This is a genomic window from Psychrobacillus mangrovi, assembly GCF_037104765.1.
GTDB lineage: Bacteria > Bacillota > Bacilli > Bacillales_A > Planococcaceae > Psychrobacillus > Psychrobacillus mangrovi.
Window position 1 is genome coordinate 212,020 of the sequence record NZ_JBAWSY010000005.1, and the last position, 21,733, is coordinate 233,752.

The following is a 21,733-nucleotide window of genomic DNA, read 5'->3' on the forward strand; positions in this document are numbered from 1 at the left end:
TTTATAAATAAAAGCAGAAGCACCCTCTAAGTACAAAATCTGTTTTGTATCGTTTCCGAAGGGCTTTGGACTGAATTGTTCATATAGCTATAATGATTGATTTTTTTCGAGAGGCTGGTCGTGACTAACGTCACAACCAGCCTCTCTTTTCTTCGGGAGCAAGGCACTGAGTTTCAAATAATGAAACTCAGTCTCTTTATTTTGAGTCTTAAAGATAAAGCATTTATACTTACAGAAGACTGAGTGAGGTGAGCAAAATAGCTAAGAATGAAGTTTCGACGCTTAAAAAAGGACTTCGAATTTTAGAATTGGTAAAGAATCATCAAGGTATTACTTTAAGAGAAGTGATGGACGAACATGACCTAAGTAAGTCTACAGCGTTTCGTTTATTAACAACTTTAGAAGAAATGGGTTACATATATAAAATTCATACTCAGTATTTTATTAACCACAAAATGTTTTGTGAAAGTTTTGAAAAACGTTCCGCTATGGATTGGACTTCGTTACGTTCCATTTTTCAAGCAGCGAATAATTTACAGATGAGTACATATATAGGCAAAGTAGACGGTACAGACTTAGTCATGACACAAATTTTACACGCCCCATTTCGAGAGTCAGCAGACACAGAAATTGGAAATCGTTCAAAACTACATCTTTCCGCTTTAGGTAAAGTTATTCTTGCCAATTTAGCTGAAGAACCGTTAGCGTCTTTACTCGATAAAATGTCACTTGAACGTGCAACGAAAAATACGTTTCAAGACTCACAACTATTTCGGTATCATTTAAAAGCGATACATCAAGATGGCTTTGCTTTTGATGATGAGGAGCGAAACATTGGCACTAGGTGTATAGCAGTACCCGTGTTTCGTAATAATGAAGTGATTGCTGCATTAGCAATTGCAGCACCTGCTGAACAAATTTCTCGAAGCAATATAAAACAGATTGTTTCTAAACTTAATACAGGAAGCAAGGCCATTACGAAAGAAATAGAAACTCTAGTCAATATTCATTAATCTTTGGAGGTATTCACATGAAAGTAGTAGCAATCGTAGGAAGTATTCGAAAAGAATCATATAATTTACAACTAGCAAAACATGTTCAAAAAAGGTATGCAGAGCAATTTGATTTAGAAATTTTAGACTTATCTATCTTACCTATGTACAACCAAGATATCGAACTAGATGCGCCACAAGAAGTTCTTGATTTTAAAGCAAAAGTTAAAGCAGCAGATGCAGTTCTTTGGGTAACACCTGAATACAATTCAACTATTCCGGGTGTGTTAGGAAATGCGATAGACTGGTTGAGCCGAGTAGAAAAAGTAATGAACGGTAAACCATCTATTATTATGGGCTCATCAATGGGTATTTTAGGATCAGTTAAAGCACAAATGCATTTACGAGATATACTATTTGCGAGCGGCTTAAACTCACCATTATTACCAATGAATGAAGTATATGTAGGTGCAGTACATGAGAAGTTTGACGCAGAAGGTAACTTAACAGACGAATCGACTATTAATTTCTTAGACTCTGTCATTTCAAACTTCCAAGAATGGATGAAACAATACGTATAAAAATATCACACCTCTTCCCTTACTTGAAGAGGTGTTTTTTTAAAAGGAGATTACAATGAAAGCCGACTATCAAAATTTATTTCAAGATTATACATTTAAAAGTGGTGTCCATGTGAAAAATCGTCTCATGATGGCTCCGATGACTACCTTTTCCGCTGATGAGAACGACTATGTATCACAAGAAGAACTTGATTATTACAGAGAGCGTGCAAATGGTGTTGGCACAATTATAACAGCATGTGTATATGTTTCAAAAAGTGGAAAAGGATTCGATGGTCAAATGGGCATAGATCATGATGGAACGATTAAAGGGTTAGCTCAATTGGCAAAGGCTATTCATTCTGGTGGAGCGAAAGGTGTTGTTCAACTTTATCATGGCGGTCGTTTATCTGTCCCAAGACTTATTCCAAATGAAGAAACAGTTAGCGCTAGCGCCATTGCCCCTCTTGAAGATCGTGGATTTTATAGCATTACTCAAGCACCAAGAGCATTAACGACGGAAGAAGTATATGGAATTATTACTGATTTTGGGGAAGCAACACGCAGGGCTATTGAAGCAGGATTTGATGGTGTTGAGTTACATGGAGCAAGTGGATATTTAATTCAGCAATTTGTTTCCCCACATTCTAACCATAGAACAGATGAATTTCAAAATCCTAGACTATTCTCTTTAAAACTAATCGCCGAAGTAAAAAAGGTAATTGAAGAATATGCAACAAAACCATTTTTAATTGGCTATCGTTTTTCACCAGAAGAGCCAGAAACACCTGGTATTACAATGAAGGAAACCTTTTCTTTAATCGACGAATTAAATCGATTCAGATATTGATTATCTTCATATTGCAACAACGGACGCTTGGGCAAAACCACGTAGAGGGATCGTCAGTGAAAAATCACGTACTGAGTGTATTGCTGAATATATTAATAAACGTGTACCACTCATTGGTGTGGGGAGTGTTCATACTCCTGATGATGCAGCACTTGTATTAGAAAAAGGTGCAACAGACTTTGTGGCGATTGGACGAGCACTAATTGTCGATCCGCATTGGGTTGAAAAAGTAGAAAAAAACGAAGCGGATACTATTTCACTTCAATTAAAAAAGCATGATAAATACCAGGCTGTGATTCCAACTCCTTTATGGAAATTAATTTTAGAAATCGAAGGTTGGTTTCCTGTAGAACGGTAAATGAATTTGTTTTACGAAAAGTAGTAATAAAACGGAAGTGATCAAACACAATGTCACGTTTACCACTTCCGTAAAATACTATGAACCTTTCCATCTCAAATTTTAGTAAGACTTGAAAATTCCTTACTTATAATTTAAAAAATCACCAGTAAGTTTGTAAACGTCTTTATATTCATCAAGATGTGTCCATTTTCCTAAGAAACCATGCGTAACACCTTCATATCGTTTTGTTTCAACACGTACACCAGATTTCTTTAAATTCTCACCAAATAATTCTCCTTCATCTCTAAATGGGTCATATTCAGCTGTGATAATAAGTGCTTCTGGGAGATTTTCTAAATTTTCTTCTCGAATTGGTGACACAAGCGGATTATCTGTATCAATATCGCCTAATAGATAGAAGCTATTAAGTTCAGCTAATTGATCACTTTCCACGAAATATCCTGTACCATTTTCCACTAATGATGGGTAACGGAATTCACTGAAGTCAAGGTCTAAAGATGGATAGAATAAAATCTGCTTTGTAATTGTAAATTCCTTTTTATCGCGGGCCATTAGAGAAACGGCAGCAACTAAGTTTCCACCAGAGCTATCGCCTGAAAGAGCGAGGTTCTTCCCATCCCATTTTAATTCATCCTTATGCTCTGTTACCCATTTCGTGACATTATAGCTATCTTCTAAAGCAGCAGGAAATGGATGTTCAGGAGCAAGGCGAAAATCAACTGCAATGACTTTATAGCCGGATGCTGCACATAGGGAACGTGCTACATCATCATGACTTTCTAAGTTTCCTGAGAAGAAGGCACCGCCATGGAAGTACATTAATACTGGGTAAGCATCCGCTTCTTTAGGTGTATAAATGCGAATGGTCAGTTCTTCATCAGGCGTTGAAATCTTTTTGTCTTCCACTTGATATACCTGTTCACGTTGTTCTACTGGTAAAGAAGGTGCATCAAACATTTTTCGATGCTCTTCTGGAATCACCTTTTGTTTTGTATCTGATTTAGGAATGAAATCTAATATCTTTTTTATCTCAGGATGTATAGGCATCTAGTAGAACCTCCTTATTTTTTTATTCGTTAGAAATTATTAAATATATGACATGTGGATACCTTTCTACTAGTGATTCGCCGTCCAGACTCCAGCGCCTTACTCCTGCGCACAGCTCGTCGCAGAAGATTGTTGCCCCTCGGGGTCAAACATAGGCGCTTGCGCTTTTGTTTTTAGCAAACTTAGAAGTGAGCTTTTTCCGGGAATGCAGTTTCTGCTTGATCTGATGGGAATAGACGAGATAATTCTTGATAAAGCTTCGTAATTGGTTTACGTTTTGTTTCATAGTTTTGTAGTGCTTCAGCAATTGTATCCGCTTCCAGTATTGCTTTTGCTAATACCTCCGCATCTTGCATGGCCATGTTTGCCCCTTGCCCTTGATTGTGGAGCATAGCGTGAGCTGAATCACCAAGTAACGTTACTGATTTCGTACTCCATTTATTAATTGGTTCTAAATCACATAATGGACGAGTCACAATGTCTTCAAATGCGATATTCTCTACTAATTTTTGAAGTGTTGGACCGAAACCTGTAATGCTCGCTAAAATCTCTTCTTTTGTTAATTCTGGTTTCCATGCAAATTCACCTGGTACTGTAATATCTACGGATACTTGATTACGATGCTCTAATGGCAATAAATAAAAAGAGTTATCACCATCTACATAAATTCGTAAAATATTTTCCTTTGAAGCCAAACCAAGTGCATCGTCAAAGTCAATTAATACCCGGTGTGCAAGATAGCCTGAATATACCGGTTCCACATGCCCTATAACCTGATTACGGACTGTTGAACGAATACCATCTGCTGCAATGACAAGATCTGCTTCAATTGTTGTTCCATTTTCAAACGTGACTTCTGCATAATCTCCATGGTCGGTAATTTTCTCGCAGCGATGATTTAAATGAATTTGATCTTCTGGAATACCCGACACAATTGTTTCTAATAGATCTGCACGGTGAACCAAACGAGCGTAAGCTTCTGTTTTGTCATCGGTTAATACCGGCCATGCTTCTTTTATCAGCACATGATCATCTCCAGCAATAATTTCCATGTGGTCACTTTGTGTCGTTACTTTTTCCAACGCTTCGTAAAGACCCCATTCCTTAAAGCATCTCACGCTTGGCGGCCGAATCCCAATCCCTGCTCCAACTTCCTTCATAGATGATGCTTGCTCATACACATCTGCACGAATTCCTTTCGCCTTTAATGCTACTGCAGCTGATGCGCCCCCAATGCCTCCACCAATAATTGCAATTCTTAATTCAGCTTTTGATTTCATGAACATTTCCCCCTAAATGTGTTTTTTTAACAAACATTTTTTATTCATACACCCCAAATTGTGAACCATCTCAGCGATTCACTGAAAAAGATAACTTGTAATCATCTGCAATATGGACAGCCTTTCTCCATCCTATGAGGCGATCATTACGTGTGTACAACTTGGTTTCCGTTATAAGAACAGGCTCACTGTCTTTAATATCTAAAACCTCTGCTACCATTTGGCTTGCTCCAGAGGCATAAATTTGATGATCTCCTCGAGAAATGAGGATACCTTGTTCTCTCTCAAGAAGCACAAAGACACTCTCTGCTTCTTCAAGCTCTCGTTTACCCGGTTGGAAATCCTCTGGTACAAGCAGATAAGTCTGCGCCCATACGAGTGGTTTCCCTTTAAGCATGATTAAACGAGAAATTCTCAAAGCTTTGTCATTCGGCTCAATACGAAGTATTTCACACAGATTCTCTGTAGGTAATACCCAATCAACACTTAATATTTTCGACTTGCAATCCATCCCCTGATCGCGAAGAAAACCAACTAGTCCTCCTAACTCTAGCCCTGGAGGTCTTACGGGCATTTCCTGGACAGGAAAGGTGCCCTTCGCTCGCTCTCGGTAAACGTACCCCTCATTGGCAAGCTCCTTCAGTGCCTGGCGAACAGGTGCCCGACTAACATGGAACCGCTCCACAAGCTCATGCTCCGTGCTGAATGGGCGACCCGTTTCACCAGCTGCAGCCTGTAGCTCTTTAATCAATATTTCCTTAATTTGTTTATAAAGAGGCACCGCTGATTGGCGATCAATCGTAAGTTTTAGTGCATGTTTAGTCATTGCTTTACTCCAATCGTCTCTTTTTGTAAGCTAGCATGTAGCTTAAGCGTGGCCGCCGTATGTTCTTGTACGTATTCAAACGTAACACTAGGAGCAAGTTCTAAGACAACAAGTCCAGCATCTGTTACGTCGATAATTGCAAGATTTGTATAAATTCGATCTACACAACGAGGTGTCGTTAGTGGATAAGTGCATTCCTCTACAATTTTTGGTCCTTGCTTACTTGTATGTTGCATAAAGAGGAAAACACGCTTACTACCAGCAGTAAGGTCCATTGCACCGCCAACACGACCAAGGGTAGCGTTTGGAAGCTTCCAACTTGCTAAGTCACCATATTGTGATACTTGGAATGCGCCAAGTATCGCTGCGTCAAGGTGACCACCACGAATCATAGCAAAGGATTCTGATTGCGAGAAGAATGAGCCACCCGGTCTTAGTGTAATTGGCTCTTTCCCTGCATTTACAAGATCCCAATCCTCTTCGCCGGATTCTGGTTTTGGTCCTAATCCCAGAAGTCCATTTTCACTGTGTAAAATGATTTCTTTTCCTTCAGGAATGTAATCAGCTACAAGTGTAGGTAAACCAATACCAAGATTTACGAACCAGCCATCTTCTAAGTCTAAAGCTACTCGTGAAGCTAGTTCTGGCATTGACCATCCAATTTGCTCTTGATCTTTACTCATTTACCAATACCTTCCCTTCGCTTTCCAATTGCACTAATCGATGTACGTAGACGCTCGGTGTAACAATCGTTTCTGGATCGATTTGCCCAATTTCTACAATTTCGTCAACCTCAGCAATTGTAATTTTTGCCGCTGTCGCCATTACAGGGTTAAAGTTACGTTGTGTTTTGCGATAAACAAGGTTTCCCCAACGATCTGCACGATGCGCTCTAACAAAAGCATAATCGCCTACAATGGCATGTTCTAAAAGGTAATCACGGCCATTAAAATTACGTGTTTCCTTCCCTTCCCCAAGCTCTGTTTGCACTGCGGTTGGCGTGTAAAATGCTGGAATTCCTGCACCACCTGCACGGATACGCTCCGCTAATGTTCCTTGAGGGACAATTTCTAACTCAATCGTACCTTTCTGAAGTCGCTCAACTAAATCGTCAGCATGAGGACCTACTGGGAAAGAGCAAATAATCTTCTTTACTTGGTTGTTGCTAATCAGCGATGCCACACCATCACTAACAGCACCTATATTATTTGATACAACCGTCAGATCCTTCGTGCCTAGCTCTGTGAGGGCTGCGATGAGATTTAACGGTAGTCCACTTCCCCCAAATCCTCCTACAAGTAGCGTTGCTCCGTCCTGCATATCAGCAATGGATTGTGCTACATTTTCATATTTTTTCTGGATCATTAGATGTTCCTCCTCTCATTTACTTTGTGTACCATTCAGCTCTTCTTGATAACCGTGCATTGTGACAAAAAATGAGCAAGGTAAGTTCCTTGGATCCCCTGTATAGCCAATCTCAGCTGCAATAGATTCAAACGGCCCATATAAGCTGTTGCTTTCGTTGGATTGTGTATCTCCTGAGAGATGTCGCTGCACAATGTCAACCAACTTCGCATCCATATCAAGGCTTGCTTGCAGAACAGATGCTACTTCTTCACCGGTTATTTGTGCACTTTGCAATTCGCCATTGATATTGCGGAATGGATGGCCTAAGTACAATCGACTTGGACAAACATCTTTCAACAAACGATGTACACTTTCACGGTATAGCCTCGGATTTTCAATCGTAGGTAAGCCACTTAGCCCACCATACATTTGTACCGCATCCGCCGCGAATGCCCAATCCAGACCATCCATTACAAATGTTACTGATCCAATTGAGTGTCCCGGTGTTTCAACAACGGTTAACGATACGGCACCACCAAGGCTGATGTGATCGCCATCTTTCACTTCAAGTTCTGGTTCTATATTGTCACCGATATCGGATGTTAACATGGCAATATGCTTTTCTTGTATTGCTGGATCAGTAATGTATTTCCCTTGTAGTGCTTTGTAATCAACAATTTGTTCATTACGATCTCGTAATAATCGAGCTTCTTTTTCCGGTATTACCACTTTTGCGCGTCGTCCTGTCTTTTCCCATACTGCATAAGCACCACCGAGATGATCCACATGACCATGTGTTAATAGAATCCAGCAAATATCCTCAATTCGTATTCCGTGTTCGGCTAGAATTGGTTCAATGTCTTGCGCAGCAGATACATTAACGCCTGTATCAATGATTGCCGGTTCTTGCGCGTCCACATAATAAGCAAATGCAGAGACTGGGCCAAATTTACATTCAATCGGAATAACACGTACTGGATTTTCCATTTGCTTCACTCCTCTAATTAAGTTGGTACTACAATACCTCTAATCGAGGAGACCTATGGCATTTTAAAAGATTCTACCCATTGAAGTACGCGATTATTTTGTACTCCGTTTGTTCTGAATGTTGAACTCTTTCGGAATGACTGGTAAAACTAAACGAGATTGGTGATCTTTGTCGCGATAGATTTTGTGCATTGTCGCACGGCCACTTGGTAAGTGGTAGCTATCTGGCGGTAATAGTTTTGCGTCTTCTCCATCAAGTGGTTCGTTACACGCAAGTTCTAGCTCAATACGATGACCTGGCTTAATTAAGAAAGAGAATGGATATAAGCGAATTGCATACTCGATGATTTCACCAGGTAGTACTGGTACCACTCGATTATGTGGATGCCATGGCTCACCGTAAGTGGATTTTTCCTCATTTAATTCACGATGGGATGCTTTTAAATAACCTGAAGTCATTAAAGTGCGTTTACCACTCGGATCTACGTCATAAAGCTTCGCGATGAAGTTGGTGTCATCCGTGTCGATTTCCGCGTGGATATATAATGCCCCTGTACCTGTCATTTCTACAGACTCTATGAATTTGTCACTAGTCCATTTAATTGTTTCAGATTTGGTTGTCACTGTTAATGGAGCTTGGTAAAATCCATCTGGATGTGCATATTTTGATGTTAATGGCTCTGGTTTCTCGCTAATTTTGTGACGTGGACGTAGGTAGAACTCTTTCTTTTCTTCATATGGCAATGGCCATTGATCCTCTCCACGCCATTTGTAAGAACCCTCTACAGAAAACTGAACTGCTGGTTCATCCATAATGCCTGTATCGATACCTTTTAACCAGTAATCATACCAACGAAACATTTCGTCATGGTTTTCATGGAATGGGCGCTCTAACATCGGTGGAAGCGCTTGGATATCGAGTTTTTTAATACCTGATACTTTGTGGAAGCCTTCGATTGTGCCTTCAACGTTCCAACCGCGTCCCCATTTTGCTTGGAAGTAAGTTGGGATTGTTACTTTATGTGCTACTTCTATTGCAGAATCTTTTTGCCAGAACTCGCCATCAAGTGGATTTAGTAAGTAATCCATCCACAATTCATGACGATCTTGATAATGTAAAAGATGAACAAAATCTGACCAGTGTGCGATATCTGGATCATTTAAACGTTCTTGCGTTTTTTGTTTAAGCTCTTCTGTCGTGAATACTTTTGAGCTCTTACTTGCTACGTTATTGAATGCGTTACCGCTATCGCCACCGCGTCCTTCACGGGAAGCACGTGGCATTAACCACATAATTCCTCCGTGATAACAAAGTTCATAAAGATCGAAATGACCACCGTTTGCAAAAATCGCCTTTAAGTGTGGCGGCTGCTCCGCTGCTCCTAAAATTTGAACAGACGCAAAGTATGAAATACCAATCATCCCAATGTTGCCATCGCACCAATCTTGCTCTGCTAGCCATTCCACTAGGTCGTAAATGTCTTTACCATCGCCATGACCACCAGAGTTATAGTTACCGCACATTTGCCCTTCAGAGCCACCTGTACCACGTACATCTGCGATAATATGCGCATAACCTCGCGATACTACTTCATGAATATCCCCAGCTTCAATTGCTCCGTTCCAAAGATGACTTGGACGTGCTTGTGGAGGTAATGTTAGTGCTTGCGCTTGTAATTCTTTACCGTATGGACTAAGAGCAAGTAATGCCGGTACTTTTTCTGTGCCTTCAGGACGGTAAATATCTGCAGCGATACGCACACCGTCACTCATTTTAATGCGTTCGTCTTTAGTGATAATCATTTGAATCCGCTCCTTTTATCTTTATTCAGCAGAGACTCCCACCTCAATAGGTGGCGAGATGAATGCGGTTTTGTTCCTGTTCAGCAGGTGTCCAAACACCCGCTGAACAAAGATAAAGCCTCCGGCGGATGTCACAGATTTTGAAAGGAGTTAATCGAGCAAGCTCGAATCAAAATCTGGACACAATTACGCCAAGGCGTAATTGATTAATCCTTCTATACACGCCCTATTATTCCTCGATTGGTGTGAAACATGGAACAAAAGGTCCTGCATTATCTTGTTCACCACTTTGCTTGAATACTACTTTTACTCTTTGATTGATGTACACCGTATCGGGGTCACAGTCAACAATATTCGTCATCATTTTCGGTCCTTCATCAAGCTCAACGAACGCGATCACATATGGTTCACCTCGTCGCATAACACTATATGTATAGATACTTCCTGTACCCTTAGCTTCAATCCATGTTGTTTTTTCACTCATGCAACTCGGGCATAGCACGCGTGGATAATAATGATACTCACCACAAGAATCACACTGCTTAATCAATAGCGCTCCTTCTGCAGCAGCCTCCCAATAGGCTTTATGTTCAGGATGAATCTCAGGGATTGCCATCGTTCTTGATTGATTCGTAGTTACCATGATCTACACCCTCTCCAAGATTAGAGTTGCACTACCATGACGGCTTGCTAATCCGCCACCTGTACCGTGAGCTAACGCAAGATTACAATTTTTCACCTGAACTTGGGATTGTGCTTCTTCACGCAGCTGTCGAACAGCCTCGATTACTTTGACGATGCCTCCTCGGCTTGCTGGGTGATTATTATTTAAACCGCCACCGTCTGTATTGATAGGAATCTTGCCAATGCCTGAAATCAGATTCCCATCAGCGACAAACTTACCACCTTCGCCCTTCTTACAAAAACCTAAATCCTCAAGCTGCATTAACACGGTAATAGTGAAGCTATCATAAATGGAGGCATATTTTATATCTTGAGGAGTTATTCCTGCCTCCTCGAAAGCTCTAGGTCCTGACCAAATAGCTCCTGTATACGTGAGATCCACTTTACCCCCTAATAATCCTTTAGGCGCTTCGCCACTACCCAGAACTCGCACAAGTGGGCGTTTTAAGCTTTTAGCAATCTCAGGTTTCACCACAACTAATGCACCACCACCGTCACTTACAACACAGCAATCCAATCGGCGTAACGGATCAGCAATCATCGGAGAAGAAAGTACGTCTTCGACTGTCACCAAATCACGTAGCATCGCATTTGGATTATATTGAGCATGATGTGAAGCTGCGACTTTGACCCATGCTAACTGTTCACTCGTCGTACCAAATTCATGCATATGACGCATTGTAGCCATTGCGTACTCATTCACTGCAGTCGGGCCGTAAGGAAGTTCAAAGGGTGCATCAGGAACATTTGCACCAACAATCTTCTGTTTGACACCACTTCTGCCTTCTGAACGTGGACGTCCTGCCATTGTAATCAATGCTACATTACATTTGCCTGAAGCAATAGCTTGCGCAGCATGTGAAACGTGGGCAATGTACGATGAACCACCAATTTCTGTAGAATCTACATGGCGTACATTGAGTCCAAGGTAATCGACTATAGATAAGGCACCGCCTGGAGCGTCACCTGCACAAAAATAGCCATCTACATCCTCGAAAGTGAGCCCTGCGTCTTCCAACGCACCTTTAGCACATTCAGCATGTAAGGCTGCGACGGACTTATTCTCAGCCTTGCGCGTTGGGTGTTCGAAGACACCAGCAATATAAGCCATCCCTTTAATACTCATCTGGCTAAACCCCCTTTTTATATTTCTTGAAATGCTGCTTAGCCAACACCAAATCTAAAAAATATTTTGTAGACTTCTAGATTTAGAAGTCTACTTCACTTTATTCAGATAATGCTACCGCTTCTTTAACTCCAACTAAACGAGGTTCTTGCATTGTTAAAATTTTGGCAGGGGTATGAACTAATAGCTGCTCAAATACTTCTTCACCAACACCAGCTTTACGAAGATCTGGAAAAAATTCTTCAAATAGATAGTTTACTGAATGCCCTTTTAACCCTGGCCATCCTAACGCACAGCAGTTTGCATCTGCAGAAACAACTGCACGGTTTAAATATCCCTTATCAAGGAAGCGTAGGAAATGTTCAACACGGTCTTGACGTGGTCGTGACCAATATGGTGCATTCTCTACCTCACTGTCATAGCCGATTGTGTCGAAGCCTACATAACCACCTAGCTCTGCAATTTTAGAATCTCGGGTCTCATCTAGATATCCTCCATCATCCGCATGCCCGAAAAGAATACGATCAAGTGGTAAGCCCTCTTCATTGAAAATGTCAATTGCCGTCTCAGCATCTACGCATAAATGTGTAATAATTGGAGCACCTGTTTTTAATGCTGCACGTGCAGCTGCACGATAAATACGTTTATCTAATTCATTTAATTTACCACCACGGCTGACTCCTACTTTTATAGCACCAGCTTTTGCGTCTGTACCATCAATACCTACTGTTATTTCATGAACAAGTAAACCTGTAAGATACTCGACTGATTTGTTACGGAAATATGGTAGAGCTGAATCAGCTGCTACAAATCCTGTAACTGCAACAATGTGAACTCCGGTTCTGCGTGAAAGTACTTGGAAATACTCGATATCACGGCCATTTCCAATCCCTGTACAGTCAACAAATGTTTTTCCTCCATGCTCACGGAAGCGGCGTAACTTTTGTAATGTAACCTCAAATGCTTCTTCAGGTTTTTTCCACCATTGTGTATCTAAGTCACATCCAGGAAGACCAAATCCAATGTGCTCATGCATTGCTACGATTCCCAAATCTTCTGTTGGAATTGGGCCTAATACAGTATTAATTTTTCCCATGTTTATCACTCCTTACTTACTTTTTTTGTAGCACTACCAGCGGCAGGCTTTCATTATTTATAATCACTTAGTATCCGTACCCCTTAATAAGTAACAGGTTGAAATAATTTATCCCATTCATAGTTCCAACCTGAGATCTTTAGCTCTGCTGAAGGATCCAATGTTAGTACTCTTTGTGGGTTTTCTTGAAGTAAAACGCGAATTTGTTTTTCTGTTAATCCTGCTTTACGGAGTTGTGGTACGAATGATGTCAATAAGTGATCCACACCAAGTTCTTTTGCTTCATGCCCTTTGGCAACACCAACCGTATTGCTAGAAATTAATACTCGTTCACCATGCCCAGCTTCAAATAATTCAGCGACTAACTCAGCACGTTCTATATCATTCACATAACCTTCATTTGATGACCAACCTACATGGTCTATCCCAACATATGCTCCGCGCTCAGCAATTTCGAAGAATGCTTTACTTTCTACTGCCTCTAAGCGATCTAGCCCTCCAATAATGACACGATTCGGAGCAATACCTTCACTTAATAAAACCTCTAAATCATTTACAGCATCTGCACCGTATTGTACTGATACAGGTATTCCTGTTAAAAGCGCTGTAAGTGCAGAACCGCGAAATAGACCTGTTTCTACTTGTGTCATTCCTGTTCTAGATGCGATGGATGTTACTAAACCAGCTGAACTCGAACGTTCAACACGTGGTATAACAATCCCTTCCGTTACTTCTTTTGTGAAAAGACCAGAAAATTGTTCAGCTGACCAAGGTGTAGGTGGATTTTTTTGAGGTGTCATAAAGTACCCACCTAACATTGGCTCAGGCCCTAATCCCGTTGACGCAATGATATGTACACCTGTTGTTCTTGAAAGCGTTCGATAAAGTTCAACATCTCGACCATGGAACATACCACTGCGATCAACAATCGTTTTCCCTCCAAGTCGACGGTAATCCATTAGTTGACGTTTTAATATCTCAAAAATTTCACTCTTATCCATGTTAATCTCTGGTGCAAACTCTGCCCCAGGCATTACAGAAAGAAGTGTCTCGTGAATAAGTACAACACCAAGTTCTTGAGTAGGCACTGGTCCTAAAACCGTACGAACAACGCCTGAATTTTTTTCTTTTAAATTATCTAGCATTGTTAAAAACTCCTATCATTTTAATAGTTTTTACCTTTTAATTTCTTGAAGGCGATGTTTAAGTACACAAGGGAATCGTTGTATAGCACAATCTCGATTAGCATTTCCGACTCAAATACAGAACCCCACTGTAACCGCTTTCTTTCCTACTAGACACAACGATGTAAACTCTATGTTTCTAATGAGATATTATAATATTGTTATACCAAAGTCAATCGTTTTTTCTGACTTTTTTGAATAGATGGAAGATTGGTTGAGTTATATGACTGGATAATCAAAAAGGTTTGAAATACTGGGATTGAGAGGCTACTTTTTTCCATAATGAGCGGTATTGCATTTCGGCCATTTATACAGGAAAATGATTTTTTTAGATAGAAGAAAGGCATAATGTAAGCATACAATAGTTGATTTTCGTTCCAGGCGGCTGAAGCCATGCCGACGGAAAACGTCCGCCTTGAAAGGAGATAACGGGAAACAGACAAAAAGCGAGTATGTGAACGAAATGTCGTTCACATACTCGCTAAGAGATACATTGAAAAGTTTTTCAGTTCCCTCCTTTTATACAGAAGGTTTTCTTGTCACTCTTTTTTCGTATGATACCCTTTCAAGCCATATGGTTGTAATTTGTCCATCCATTTGTTTAAAAGCTTTTCTAGTTCTTTCTTTTCGTCTACATATTGATTCTCAGATATTTTCAGTATCTCTACTTGTTCAAATTCAAACGCACCATTGCCAAATTGTTTCCATTCTTCTTGAAGTATTCGATTTGTATGTGTACCAGTTTCTAAAGTAAACTTGGTGCCATTTATCGTTTTGAAGTTTCTTGTAGATCCAACGAATTTTTTAGCATTTTGTTTATTCGTTATTACGTAGATTCCACCTTCAATCTTTACTTCTTTATATGCTTGTTTCAATTCTGTTTTGCGATCCAACTTTTCTCATCCTCTCCGTTATTTTTTTACCCAGTACTCGCTGCCGTCATCTTTTCTATCTAAAAATCCATATTCAATTAAGTAACGTCTTAATGTGACAAAGTCAGCATATACATTTTTTAGTACCTCATTAATTTCTTTTTCTTTATATACTCGTTCTTTGTCAAAACGTTTTATGATAACCCTAAGTGTTGCCAGTTTTTGTTTTTCTTTTTTAGGAAACTTAATTAGAGGTCCGTTGATACCTTCAGGGAAAAATTTCTTTTCTACCTCTTCTTGCTCTTCTTTAGTTATGTTATATCTTTCGTCTACCATAGTTGCATTCTTATGAAGCGGCAAAAAGGATGGTGCATGACCGTCCCTTTCCTTTAACAATTCCATCATCGTTAGAAAGATTTTTGCTTGGCGTTCTTTTTCTTTCAATACAAATCGGTGGTTACGAATAGTAGAAGCACTACCAATACTTAATTCTGCCTGTATTTCTGCATCATTTTTACCCTCGTAAAATAGTCGAAGTAAGCTATTTTGATGGTCTGTCAACCCTGTAAGTTTTTTATTTAATCCAATTAAATAATGAAAAACAGATCCATGTTCCTTTTCAATATGGTTTTTCATATAACGTTCTGCTTCATACAAAACAGTATCTTCCGGGTAAATAATTCCCTTTTCTACTTTTTCACCACATAACAAGCAAACATATACTTCTTTCTCTTCAACATAACCCGCTTTCAGTTGCTCTGGACTTGCTTCCCAAAATAAATCGGATATTTCCATTTTCACAAACACTTCCTTAAATTATTTATCATATTATAGACATATTAATATATTGTCTATTAAATTTCAAATAAAAATTAATGTTGCAATTAATCTGAAAATAATGAACAATGGGAATGAGACCTTTCGATTTTCGAAAGAACGTACAGGAGGAGAATATTAATGGTTACTTTTAAGGACTATGAGTACAAACGACCAAATTTAGACGAAGACAAAACAAAGTTTAATGAAGCGTTAACAAAGTTTAGACAGGCTTCTTCCGTAGAAGAACAAAGTATTGCAATTGAAGAACTAAATGCACTTCGTAATGATTTTTCAACACAGGCAAATTTAGTTTATATTCGTGCATCCATTGATACGAATGATGAGTTTTATCAAAAAGAGCGTGATTTTTTCGATGAAAAAAGCCCAGAAGTAGAAGAATTAATTACAGAATATTACAAAGCACTAGTTGCTTCTCCATTCCGTAAAGAATTAGAAGAAAAATGGGGTAGCCAATTATTTGATCTTGCTGATTTTCAAATTAAAGCATTTTCTGCAGAAGTAATTTCACTTATGCAGAAAGAAAATAAATTGGCTTCTGACTATTCTAAGCTTGTTGCTTCCGCACAAGTTGAATTTAACGGCGAAACACTAACACTTGCCCAGCTTGGCCCATACGGCGAATCAACCGACAGAGAAGTGCGCAAGAATGCAACGGAAGCAAGATTTGGCTTCTTCAAAGAACATGAAGAGAAGTTTGATGACATTTATGATCAGCTTGTAAAAGTTCGCCATGAAATTGCAACGAAACTAGGGTATAAAAATTTTGTGGAGCTAGGTTATATCCGTATGAATCGTATCGATTATAATGCGGAAATGGTGAAAAAATTCCGTGACCAAGTTCGTGACTTTATCGTACCGGTTGCAACTAAGTTATATGAGCGCCAAGCAAAGCGGATAGGGTTTGATAAACTGAAGTATTACGATGAATCACTAAATTTCCTATCTGGTAATGCAAATCCACAAGGCTCTCCAGAATGGATTGTTGAAAACGGGAAGAAAATGTACGATGAGTTATCTCCTGAGACAGCAGAGTTTTTCCAATTCATGATTGACCGTGATTTAATGGACTTAGTAGCGAAAAAAGGGAAAGAATCTGGAGGCTATTGTACGTTTATTGATAACTATGAATCTCCCTATATTTTCTCAAACTTTAATGGAACCTCCGGAGACATCGATGTGTTGACACATGAGGCTGGTCACGCATTTCAAGTGTTTACAAGCCGGAATATTGGTATACCTGAGTATGTATGGCCTACTTTTGAGTCTTGTGAAATCCACTCGATGAGTATGGAATTTTTCACATGGCCATGGATGGAATTATTCTTTAAAGAGCAAACAGAAAAATATAAATTTGCACATTTGAGCGGCGGCCTTCTATTCTTGCCGTATGGGGTTGCAGTTGACGAATTTCAGCATGTCGTATATGAAAATCCTGAAATGACACCTCAAGAACGTAAAGACGCTTGGAAAAAGATTGAGGAAATCTATTTACCTCACCGTGACTATGACGGAAATACTTACTTGGAAGCGGGGGCTTTCTGGCAACGCCAAGGTCATATTTATGCAAGTCCGTTTTATTATATTGACTACACATTGGCTCAAATTTGTGCGTTCCAGTTCTGGAAGCGTTCAAGAGAAGATCACGAAGCAGCTTGGAAGGATTATTTACACCTTTGCCAGCTAGGTGGTTCGAAATCTTTCACTAAATTAGTAGCTGAAGCAAATTTAATCTCTCCATTTGAAGAAGGTTGCGTGGAGTCAGTTATTGGCACGATTGAGAAGTATTTAGATAGTGTTGATGACGCCGCTTTGTAGTTAATAGGAAAATAAATAAAAAAGGAGTTGCAACATGTTGAATCCGGTTGGTTTTTGGGCACGACTAGGAGCAAGTTTATTAGACTCAATAATAATAGGTATTCCATTGTCTATTATTAGCTTTCTTCTTATCGGGCATTGGCAGGAATCACCAATCACTAGCTTAGGAAATCTTTTATACTCTCTCGTTGTTCCAGTAATGTGGACTGGATACACAGTAGGCAAAAGAATATTAGGCATTCGTATCGTCAAATTAGATGGGACCAAACTAGGCTTTGGAACAATGCTTATGCGTGTTATTGTAGCAGGTTTCGTATATGTAGTCACATTAGGAATAGGTCTGATTGTTAGTGCTTTTATGGTAGGCTTACGTGAAGATAAGCGTGCAATCCATGATTTTATCGCTGGAACTTATGTAACAAGTAACCCTCCTGAGGAATGACATTTATGAACAAGCATCTGCTGAGATGCTTGTTCTTTTTATATTTTTTAACAAGTACAATAGGGCAGGATATTTATTGAAATAAACGAATCTATAGTATAGGGGTGTATGTATTTTTATGTGGAGAAAAATTTTAGAAGTATTAATAGCAATAATGGGAATTACGTATATTTTCTTTATTCCTGAAGAACCTATAGGAATTAAAATGGTATTTAAAATAATTCCGATGCTGTTGATAATAGTTTTTGCATTTATTCAACCTTCTGGTGATTCAAAAAGATATAAATTGCTAATCATGATAGGGCTATTCATCTGCATGTGGGCGGACGGTTTAATCTATTGGTTTATTGCTGGACTTATTACTTTTTTGATTGGTCACATTTGGTATATTTTTGCATTCCGCCATATTAAATCATCGACTATTCCAAAGTGGGTAGCAGTTCTTCTAATTGCTTATGGAATTGCAATGGTAGTATGGATAGCAGGGACACTTTGGTCAGAAGGAGAATCAATTTTAGCTATTGCTGTTGTAGTTTATATTGTTGTTATTTTATTAATGGGTTGGAATGCTTTTCAAACAGGTAATAAATTCGCGATTATTGGCGCTATTTTATTTATCTTTTCGGACTCTGTACTAGCTATTAATCGATTTATCGCATCTGTTCCTTTTTCAGATGCTCTTATAATGATTTCCTATTATGGAGCTCAGTTTTTATTTGCTTATAGCATATATGCTCATTATTCCGCATCTCGAAAGAATCTGCTAAAATAAATATATGTTTTAAATTTGGAAAGGGGATTTATTCTCATGAAAGAAACATTAATCGAGCGTTTAACTCGTTATGCAAAAATAGACACACAATCTAGTGCATCAAGCACAAGCTGCCCTTCAACGGAAGGGCAATGGGATCTGCTCCATATACTTGAAAAAGAATTAGCTGAGATTGGGTTAGAAGAAATTACTTTAGATGAAAACGGTTATTTATTTGCTTCATTACCTTCCAATACAGATAAGGAAATTCCAACAATTGGGTTTTTAGCTCACGTGGATACAGCCACTGATTACACTGGTAAAAATGTTAATCCTCAACGTATTGATGACTATGACGGAACAGATATTAAATTGAATGAAGACACTATTATGACAGTCAAAGATTTTCCTGAACTTAAAAACTATGTAGGACATACTTTGCTTACTACAGATGGTACGACGCTTTTAGGTGCGGATGATAAAGCTGGGATTGCGATTATCATGACAGCAATGGAATATTTCATCCAAAATCCAGAAGTGAAACACGGAAAGATTCGTGTTGCGTTTACTCCTGATGAAGAAATTGGCCGTGGACCACATAAATTCGATGTAGAGAAATTCGGAGCAAAATTTGCATATACAATGGACGGAGGTCCACTTGGTGAATTGCAATTTGAGAGTTTTAATGCAGCTGGAGCAAAAGTCATAACGAATGGTACGAGTGTTCATCCTGGCTCTGCAAAAGGAAAAATGGTGAATTCCATTACGATCGCAACTAAGTTCCAATCTCATATGCCAGTAGATGAAGTGCCCGAAAAAACAGAAGGATATGAAGGATTTATTCATTTGATGAACTTTAATGGAGACGTTGAGAAAACAGAGCTCAGCTATATCATCCGTGACCATGACCGAGAAAAATTCGAATCGAAAAAGCAGTTGTTTTTAGATACTGCCGAGAAAATCAAAGCTGAATACGGTGAAGGCGCTATTTCGGTGGAATTAAGCGATCAGTACTACAATATGGGAGAAAAAATTTCACCTGTAATGGAAATCGTAGATGTTGCAAAAGAAGTAATGATTTCACTAAATATCGACCCTCTAATTATTCCAGTTCGTGGAGGGACAGATGGTTCTCAACTTTCTTACATGGGAATGCCAACTCCAAACGTTTTTACTGGAGGAGAAAACTACCATGGTAAATACGAATTCATTTCGGTAGATGTAATGGAGAAATCAACCGAGGTTCTAAAAGGAATCATTCAATTATTCGAAAAACAAGCTTAAGTAGGTGTTCCAGTGCGTGAAATATTATTAGGTGTTCTAGCATCTTTATTTTTTGCCGTAACCTTTATACTAAATCGTTCGATGGAAATTTCGGGTGGGAGTTGGCTTTGGAGCTCCTCCCTCCGATACTTTTTCATGGTGCCTTTCTTATTGATTATCGTCGGTTATCGAAAAGGGATTTCCACAACATTTAAGGAAGTGAAAGCTTCTCCATCTACTTGGCTCATTTGGAGCTTTGTGGGGTTCGTATTATTTTACGCACCTCTAACCTTTGCGGCAGCTTATGGACCCGGTTGGTTAATATCAGGCATGTGGCAATTTACGATAATTGCTGGTGTTCTCCTTGCACCATTATTTACTTTAAAAATAGATGGTGAGCTGATTAAACAAAAGATACCAATTGTTTCTCTTTTTATTTCTCTCATTATATTAATAGGAATTATCTTAATTCAAATACCAAATACGGAATCTTTTCAGATCAGCATGTTTCTTTTAGGGGTATTACCTGTTATCGTGGCTGCATTTGCTTATCCACTAGGTAATCGAAAAATGATGGACCATTTAGATGGTAGATTAGATACCTTTCAGCGCGTTTTAGGGATGACAATCGCATCGATGCCTGCTTGGATTTTATTATCAATTTACGCAATATTTACGGTTGGACTACCATCAATGGACCAGGTTTTTCAATCGCTTATCGTAGCGGTCAGCTCAGGTGTGATTGCCACAATATTATTTTTTATGGCAACTGACCGTGCTCGTGACCATCAAGGCAAACTTGCGGCAGTAGAAGCAACTCAATCAACGGAAATTATTTTCGTTATTATCGGTGAAATGTGGTTACTTCATGTTCCTTTACCTGCACCAATTGCCCTAATTGGACTCGCTATTATTATTTTAGGAATGTTTTTACATAGCTACTATACGAAGATTTTAAATTCAAAACTGCTCGTTCTAAAGTCAAAATAAAAATGCAGGGTTATGAATAATATTACTTCATACCCCTGCAATTTTTTTGCCCTTATACTTTATAATTTTCAAGCACCTTTTCCACACTACCAACAAAATTATCCCCAGCTCCCCAATCAAATCTAAAAAACACTCCTTCTCCTCCACCTGATGCAGCTGCGTGCACCTTTGTATTACTCTCTAAATTATCAATTGTAACCGTTAATGAAGTACGATTACTTGTACGCATATAATATTTTTCTAGAACACATACAACTACTTGATGCTCTCCTATTAATCGCTCATAAACATCCACAACGGCCCCGGAGATACTCCCCTTTATTAAAGATTCTTCCAGAATGTCTAATGCCTCTTTAGGTGACAAGGATACATAAAACTCACGAACGTCCATTTCTCTCCCCCCTCTTCTTATACTTTATTTACGATTGATTGAGTGAAAAGTTTCTATGCCATACTCGATTTTTGACTAGGCCTCGTTGATTTCCGTTCCAGGCGGACGCTTTCTTACCTCCAGTCAAGTCTTTTTTTAGGCTTGATTATTAAATTATTGGTTTGATTTGGGAGGGGTACCACTCCCAAATCAAATTTATGCATGCCGAAAAGCCCTAACGAAATTT

21 protein-coding genes and 1 pseudogene are annotated in these 21,733 nt (G+C 39.1%); 8 read left to right on the plus strand and 14 right to left on the minus strand.

Annotation, left to right across the window (positions count from 1 at the left end):
- Positions 1-248 precede the first annotated feature (248 nt).
- The 3 genes and pseudogenes from WAX74_RS09845 to WAX74_RS09855 all read left to right on the plus strand — a co-directional run bounded on the left by WAX74_RS09845 (position 249) and on the right by WAX74_RS09855 (position 2,760).
- Positions 249-1,013, plus strand: a complete 765-nt coding sequence (locus tag WAX74_RS09845) for an IclR family transcriptional regulator (RefSeq protein ID WP_336497484.1) — start codon at positions 249-251, stop codon at positions 1,011-1,013.
- 17 nt (positions 1,014-1,030) lie between these two features.
- Positions 1,031-1,573, plus strand: a complete 543-nt coding sequence (locus WAX74_RS09850; RefSeq protein ID WP_336497485.1) for an NADPH-dependent FMN reductase — start codon at positions 1,031-1,033, stop codon at positions 1,571-1,573.
- Between the two features lie 55 nt (positions 1,574-1,628).
- Positions 1,629-2,760, plus strand: a pseudogene (locus WAX74_RS09855) (NADH-dependent flavin oxidoreductase).
- A 123-nt stretch (positions 2,761-2,883) separates the two neighbouring features.
- Here WAX74_RS09855 and WAX74_RS09860 read toward each other — a convergent pair.
- The 13 genes from WAX74_RS09860 to WAX74_RS09920 form a co-directional block, all read right to left on the minus strand.
- A complete protein-coding gene (locus WAX74_RS09860) occupies positions 2,884-3,810 on the minus strand; it encodes an alpha/beta hydrolase (protein ID WP_336497486.1) in 927 nt (308 codons plus the stop codon).
- A 182-nt stretch (positions 3,811-3,992) separates the two neighbouring features.
- Positions 3,993-5,090 (minus strand): FAD-dependent oxidoreductase, encoded by a 1,098-nt coding sequence (locus tag WAX74_RS09865; protein WP_336497487.1) that lies wholly within the window; start codon positions 5,088-5,090, stop codon positions 3,993-3,995.
- 70 nt (positions 5,091-5,160) lie between these two features.
- Positions 5,161-5,916 carry a GntR family transcriptional regulator gene (locus tag WAX74_RS09870; protein WP_336497488.1) on the minus strand — a complete coding sequence of 252 codons (756 nt, stop codon included), beginning with the start codon at positions 5,914-5,916 and terminating at the stop codon, positions 5,161-5,163.
- Entirely contained in the window at positions 5,913-6,599 is a 687-nt protein-coding gene (locus WAX74_RS09875) for a 3-oxoacid CoA-transferase subunit B (protein WP_336497489.1), read from the minus strand. The genes WAX74_RS09870 and WAX74_RS09875 overlap by 4 nt, the downstream gene beginning before the upstream one ends.
- On the minus strand, positions 6,592-7,278 hold the full coding sequence (locus WAX74_RS09880; protein ID WP_413788947.1) for a 3-oxoacid CoA-transferase subunit A: 687 nt from the start codon (positions 7,276-7,278) through the stop codon (positions 6,592-6,594). Before WAX74_RS09880 ends, WAX74_RS09875 begins: the two co-directional genes overlap by 8 nt.
- A gap of 18 nt (positions 7,279-7,296) precedes the next feature.
- Positions 7,297-8,250 carry an MBL fold metallo-hydrolase gene (locus WAX74_RS09885; RefSeq protein WP_336497492.1) on the minus strand — a complete coding sequence of 318 codons (954 nt, stop codon included), beginning with the start codon at positions 8,248-8,250 and terminating at the stop codon, positions 7,297-7,299.
- 93 nt (positions 8,251-8,343) lie between these two features.
- Positions 8,344-10,053, minus strand: coding sequence for a CocE/NonD family hydrolase (locus tag WAX74_RS09890; RefSeq protein WP_336497493.1), 1,710 nt, complete (start codon positions 10,051-10,053; stop codon positions 8,344-8,346).
- A gap of 229 nt (positions 10,054-10,282) precedes the next feature.
- Entirely contained in the window at positions 10,283-10,696 is a 414-nt protein-coding gene (locus tag WAX74_RS09895; RefSeq protein WP_336497494.1) for a Zn-ribbon domain-containing OB-fold protein, read from the minus strand.
- A gap of 3 nt (positions 10,697-10,699) precedes the next feature.
- The gene (locus WAX74_RS09900; protein WP_336497495.1) at positions 10,700-11,863 is read right to left on the minus strand and encodes a thiolase domain-containing protein; all 1,164 of its coding nucleotides are present in this window, start codon (positions 11,861-11,863) and stop codon (positions 10,700-10,702) included.
- Positions 11,864-11,963: 100 nt separating this feature from the next.
- Complete coding sequence (locus WAX74_RS09905; protein WP_336497496.1) at positions 11,964-12,959, minus strand: phosphotriesterase family protein; 996 nt, start codon at positions 12,957-12,959, stop codon at positions 11,964-11,966.
- 83 nt (positions 12,960-13,042) lie between these two features.
- The gene (locus WAX74_RS09910) at positions 13,043-14,104 is read right to left on the minus strand and encodes a phosphotriesterase family protein (protein WP_336497498.1); all 1,062 of its coding nucleotides are present in this window, start codon (positions 14,102-14,104) and stop codon (positions 13,043-13,045) included.
- A 578-nt stretch (positions 14,105-14,682) separates the two neighbouring features.
- Positions 14,683-15,036 carry a GIY-YIG nuclease family protein gene (locus WAX74_RS09915; protein WP_336497499.1) on the minus strand — a complete coding sequence of 118 codons (354 nt, stop codon included), beginning with the start codon at positions 15,034-15,036 and terminating at the stop codon, positions 14,683-14,685.
- Positions 15,037-15,054: 18 nt separating this feature from the next.
- Positions 15,055-15,810: a DUF2087 domain-containing protein gene (locus WAX74_RS09920; protein WP_336497515.1), complete on the minus strand. Its 756-nt coding sequence runs from the start codon at positions 15,808-15,810 to the stop codon at positions 15,055-15,057.
- A 162-nt stretch (positions 15,811-15,972) separates the two neighbouring features.
- On the opposite strand from WAX74_RS09920, the gene WAX74_RS09925 reads away from it, so the two are divergent.
- From WAX74_RS09925 to WAX74_RS09945, 5 genes are all read left to right on the plus strand, one after another.
- A complete protein-coding gene (locus WAX74_RS09925) occupies positions 15,973-17,670 on the plus strand; it encodes a M3 family oligoendopeptidase (protein ID WP_336497501.1) in 1,698 nt (565 codons plus the stop codon).
- 34 nt (positions 17,671-17,704) lie between these two features.
- A complete protein-coding gene (locus tag WAX74_RS09930; protein WP_336497502.1) occupies positions 17,705-18,112 on the plus strand; it encodes an RDD family protein in 408 nt (135 codons plus the stop codon).
- 118 nt (positions 18,113-18,230) lie between these two features.
- Positions 18,231-18,884 carry a lysoplasmalogenase gene (locus WAX74_RS09935; protein WP_336497503.1) on the plus strand — a complete coding sequence of 218 codons (654 nt, stop codon included), beginning with the start codon at positions 18,231-18,233 and terminating at the stop codon, positions 18,882-18,884.
- Positions 18,885-18,920: 36 nt separating this feature from the next.
- Positions 18,921-20,147: a peptidase T gene (gene pepT / locus WAX74_RS09940; protein WP_336497504.1), complete on the plus strand. Its 1,227-nt coding sequence runs from the start codon at positions 18,921-18,923 to the stop codon at positions 20,145-20,147.
- A gap of 12 nt (positions 20,148-20,159) precedes the next feature.
- Positions 20,160-21,116: a DMT family transporter gene (locus tag WAX74_RS09945; RefSeq protein WP_336497505.1), complete on the plus strand. Its 957-nt coding sequence runs from the start codon at positions 20,160-20,162 to the stop codon at positions 21,114-21,116.
- Between the two features lie 52 nt (positions 21,117-21,168).
- On the opposite strand, the gene WAX74_RS09950 is transcribed toward WAX74_RS09945, so the two are convergent.
- Positions 21,169-21,507: a DUF6054 family protein gene (locus WAX74_RS09950; RefSeq protein WP_336497506.1), complete on the minus strand. Its 339-nt coding sequence runs from the start codon at positions 21,505-21,507 to the stop codon at positions 21,169-21,171.
- Positions 21,508-21,733: the final 226 nt, after the last annotated feature.

What these genes read in the sequence shown, in the direction of transcription:
- WAX74_RS09850 (WP_336497485.1), top strand. Translation starts at nt 1,031, where the DNA reads ATGAAAGTAGTAGCAATCGTAGGAAGTATTCGAAAAGAATCATATAAT.
- WAX74_RS09860 (WP_336497486.1), bottom strand. Translation starts at nt 3,810, where the DNA reads ATGCCTATACATCCTGAGATAAAAAAGATATTAGATTTCATTCCTAAA.
- WAX74_RS09865 (WP_336497487.1), bottom strand. Translation starts at nt 5,090, where the DNA reads ATGAAATCAAAAGCTGAATTAAGAATTGCAATTATTGGTGGAGGCATT.
- WAX74_RS09870 (WP_336497488.1), bottom strand. Translation starts at nt 5,916, where the DNA reads ATGACTAAACATGCACTAAAACTTACGATTGATCGCCAATCAGCGGTG.
- WAX74_RS09875 (WP_336497489.1), bottom strand. Translation starts at nt 6,599, where the DNA reads ATGAGTAAAGATCAAGAGCAAATTGGATGGTCAATGCCAGAACTAGCT.
- WAX74_RS09885 (WP_336497492.1), bottom strand. Translation starts at nt 8,250, where the DNA reads ATGGAAAATCCAGTACGTGTTATTCCGATTGAATGTAAATTTGGCCCA.
- WAX74_RS09890 (WP_336497493.1), bottom strand. Translation starts at nt 10,053, where the DNA reads ATGATTATCACTAAAGACGAACGCATTAAAATGAGTGACGGTGTGCGT.
- WAX74_RS09895 (WP_336497494.1), bottom strand. Translation starts at nt 10,696, where the DNA reads ATGGTAACTACGAATCAATCAAGAACGATGGCAATCCCTGAGATTCAT.
- WAX74_RS09900 (WP_336497495.1), bottom strand. Translation starts at nt 11,863, where the DNA reads ATGAGTATTAAAGGGATGGCTTATATTGCTGGTGTCTTCGAACACCCA.
- WAX74_RS09905 (WP_336497496.1), bottom strand. Translation starts at nt 12,959, where the DNA reads ATGGGAAAAATTAATACTGTATTAGGCCCAATTCCAACAGAAGATTTG.
- WAX74_RS09910 (WP_336497498.1), bottom strand. Translation starts at nt 14,104, where the DNA reads ATGCTAGATAATTTAAAAGAAAAAAATTCAGGCGTTGTTCGTACGGTT.
- WAX74_RS09920 (WP_336497515.1), bottom strand. Translation starts at nt 15,810, where the DNA reads ATGGAAATATCCGATTTATTTTGGGAAGCAAGTCCAGAGCAACTGAAA.
- WAX74_RS09925 (WP_336497501.1), top strand. Translation starts at nt 15,973, where the DNA reads ATGGTTACTTTTAAGGACTATGAGTACAAACGACCAAATTTAGACGAA.
- WAX74_RS09930 (WP_336497502.1), top strand. Translation starts at nt 17,705, where the DNA reads ATGTTGAATCCGGTTGGTTTTTGGGCACGACTAGGAGCAAGTTTATTA.
- WAX74_RS09935 (WP_336497503.1), top strand. Translation starts at nt 18,231, where the DNA reads ATGTGGAGAAAAATTTTAGAAGTATTAATAGCAATAATGGGAATTACG.
- pepT (WP_336497504.1), top strand. Translation starts at nt 18,921, where the DNA reads ATGAAAGAAACATTAATCGAGCGTTTAACTCGTTATGCAAAAATAGAC.
- WAX74_RS09950 (WP_336497506.1), bottom strand. Translation starts at nt 21,507, where the DNA reads ATGGACGTTCGTGAGTTTTATGTATCCTTGTCACCTAAAGAGGCATTA.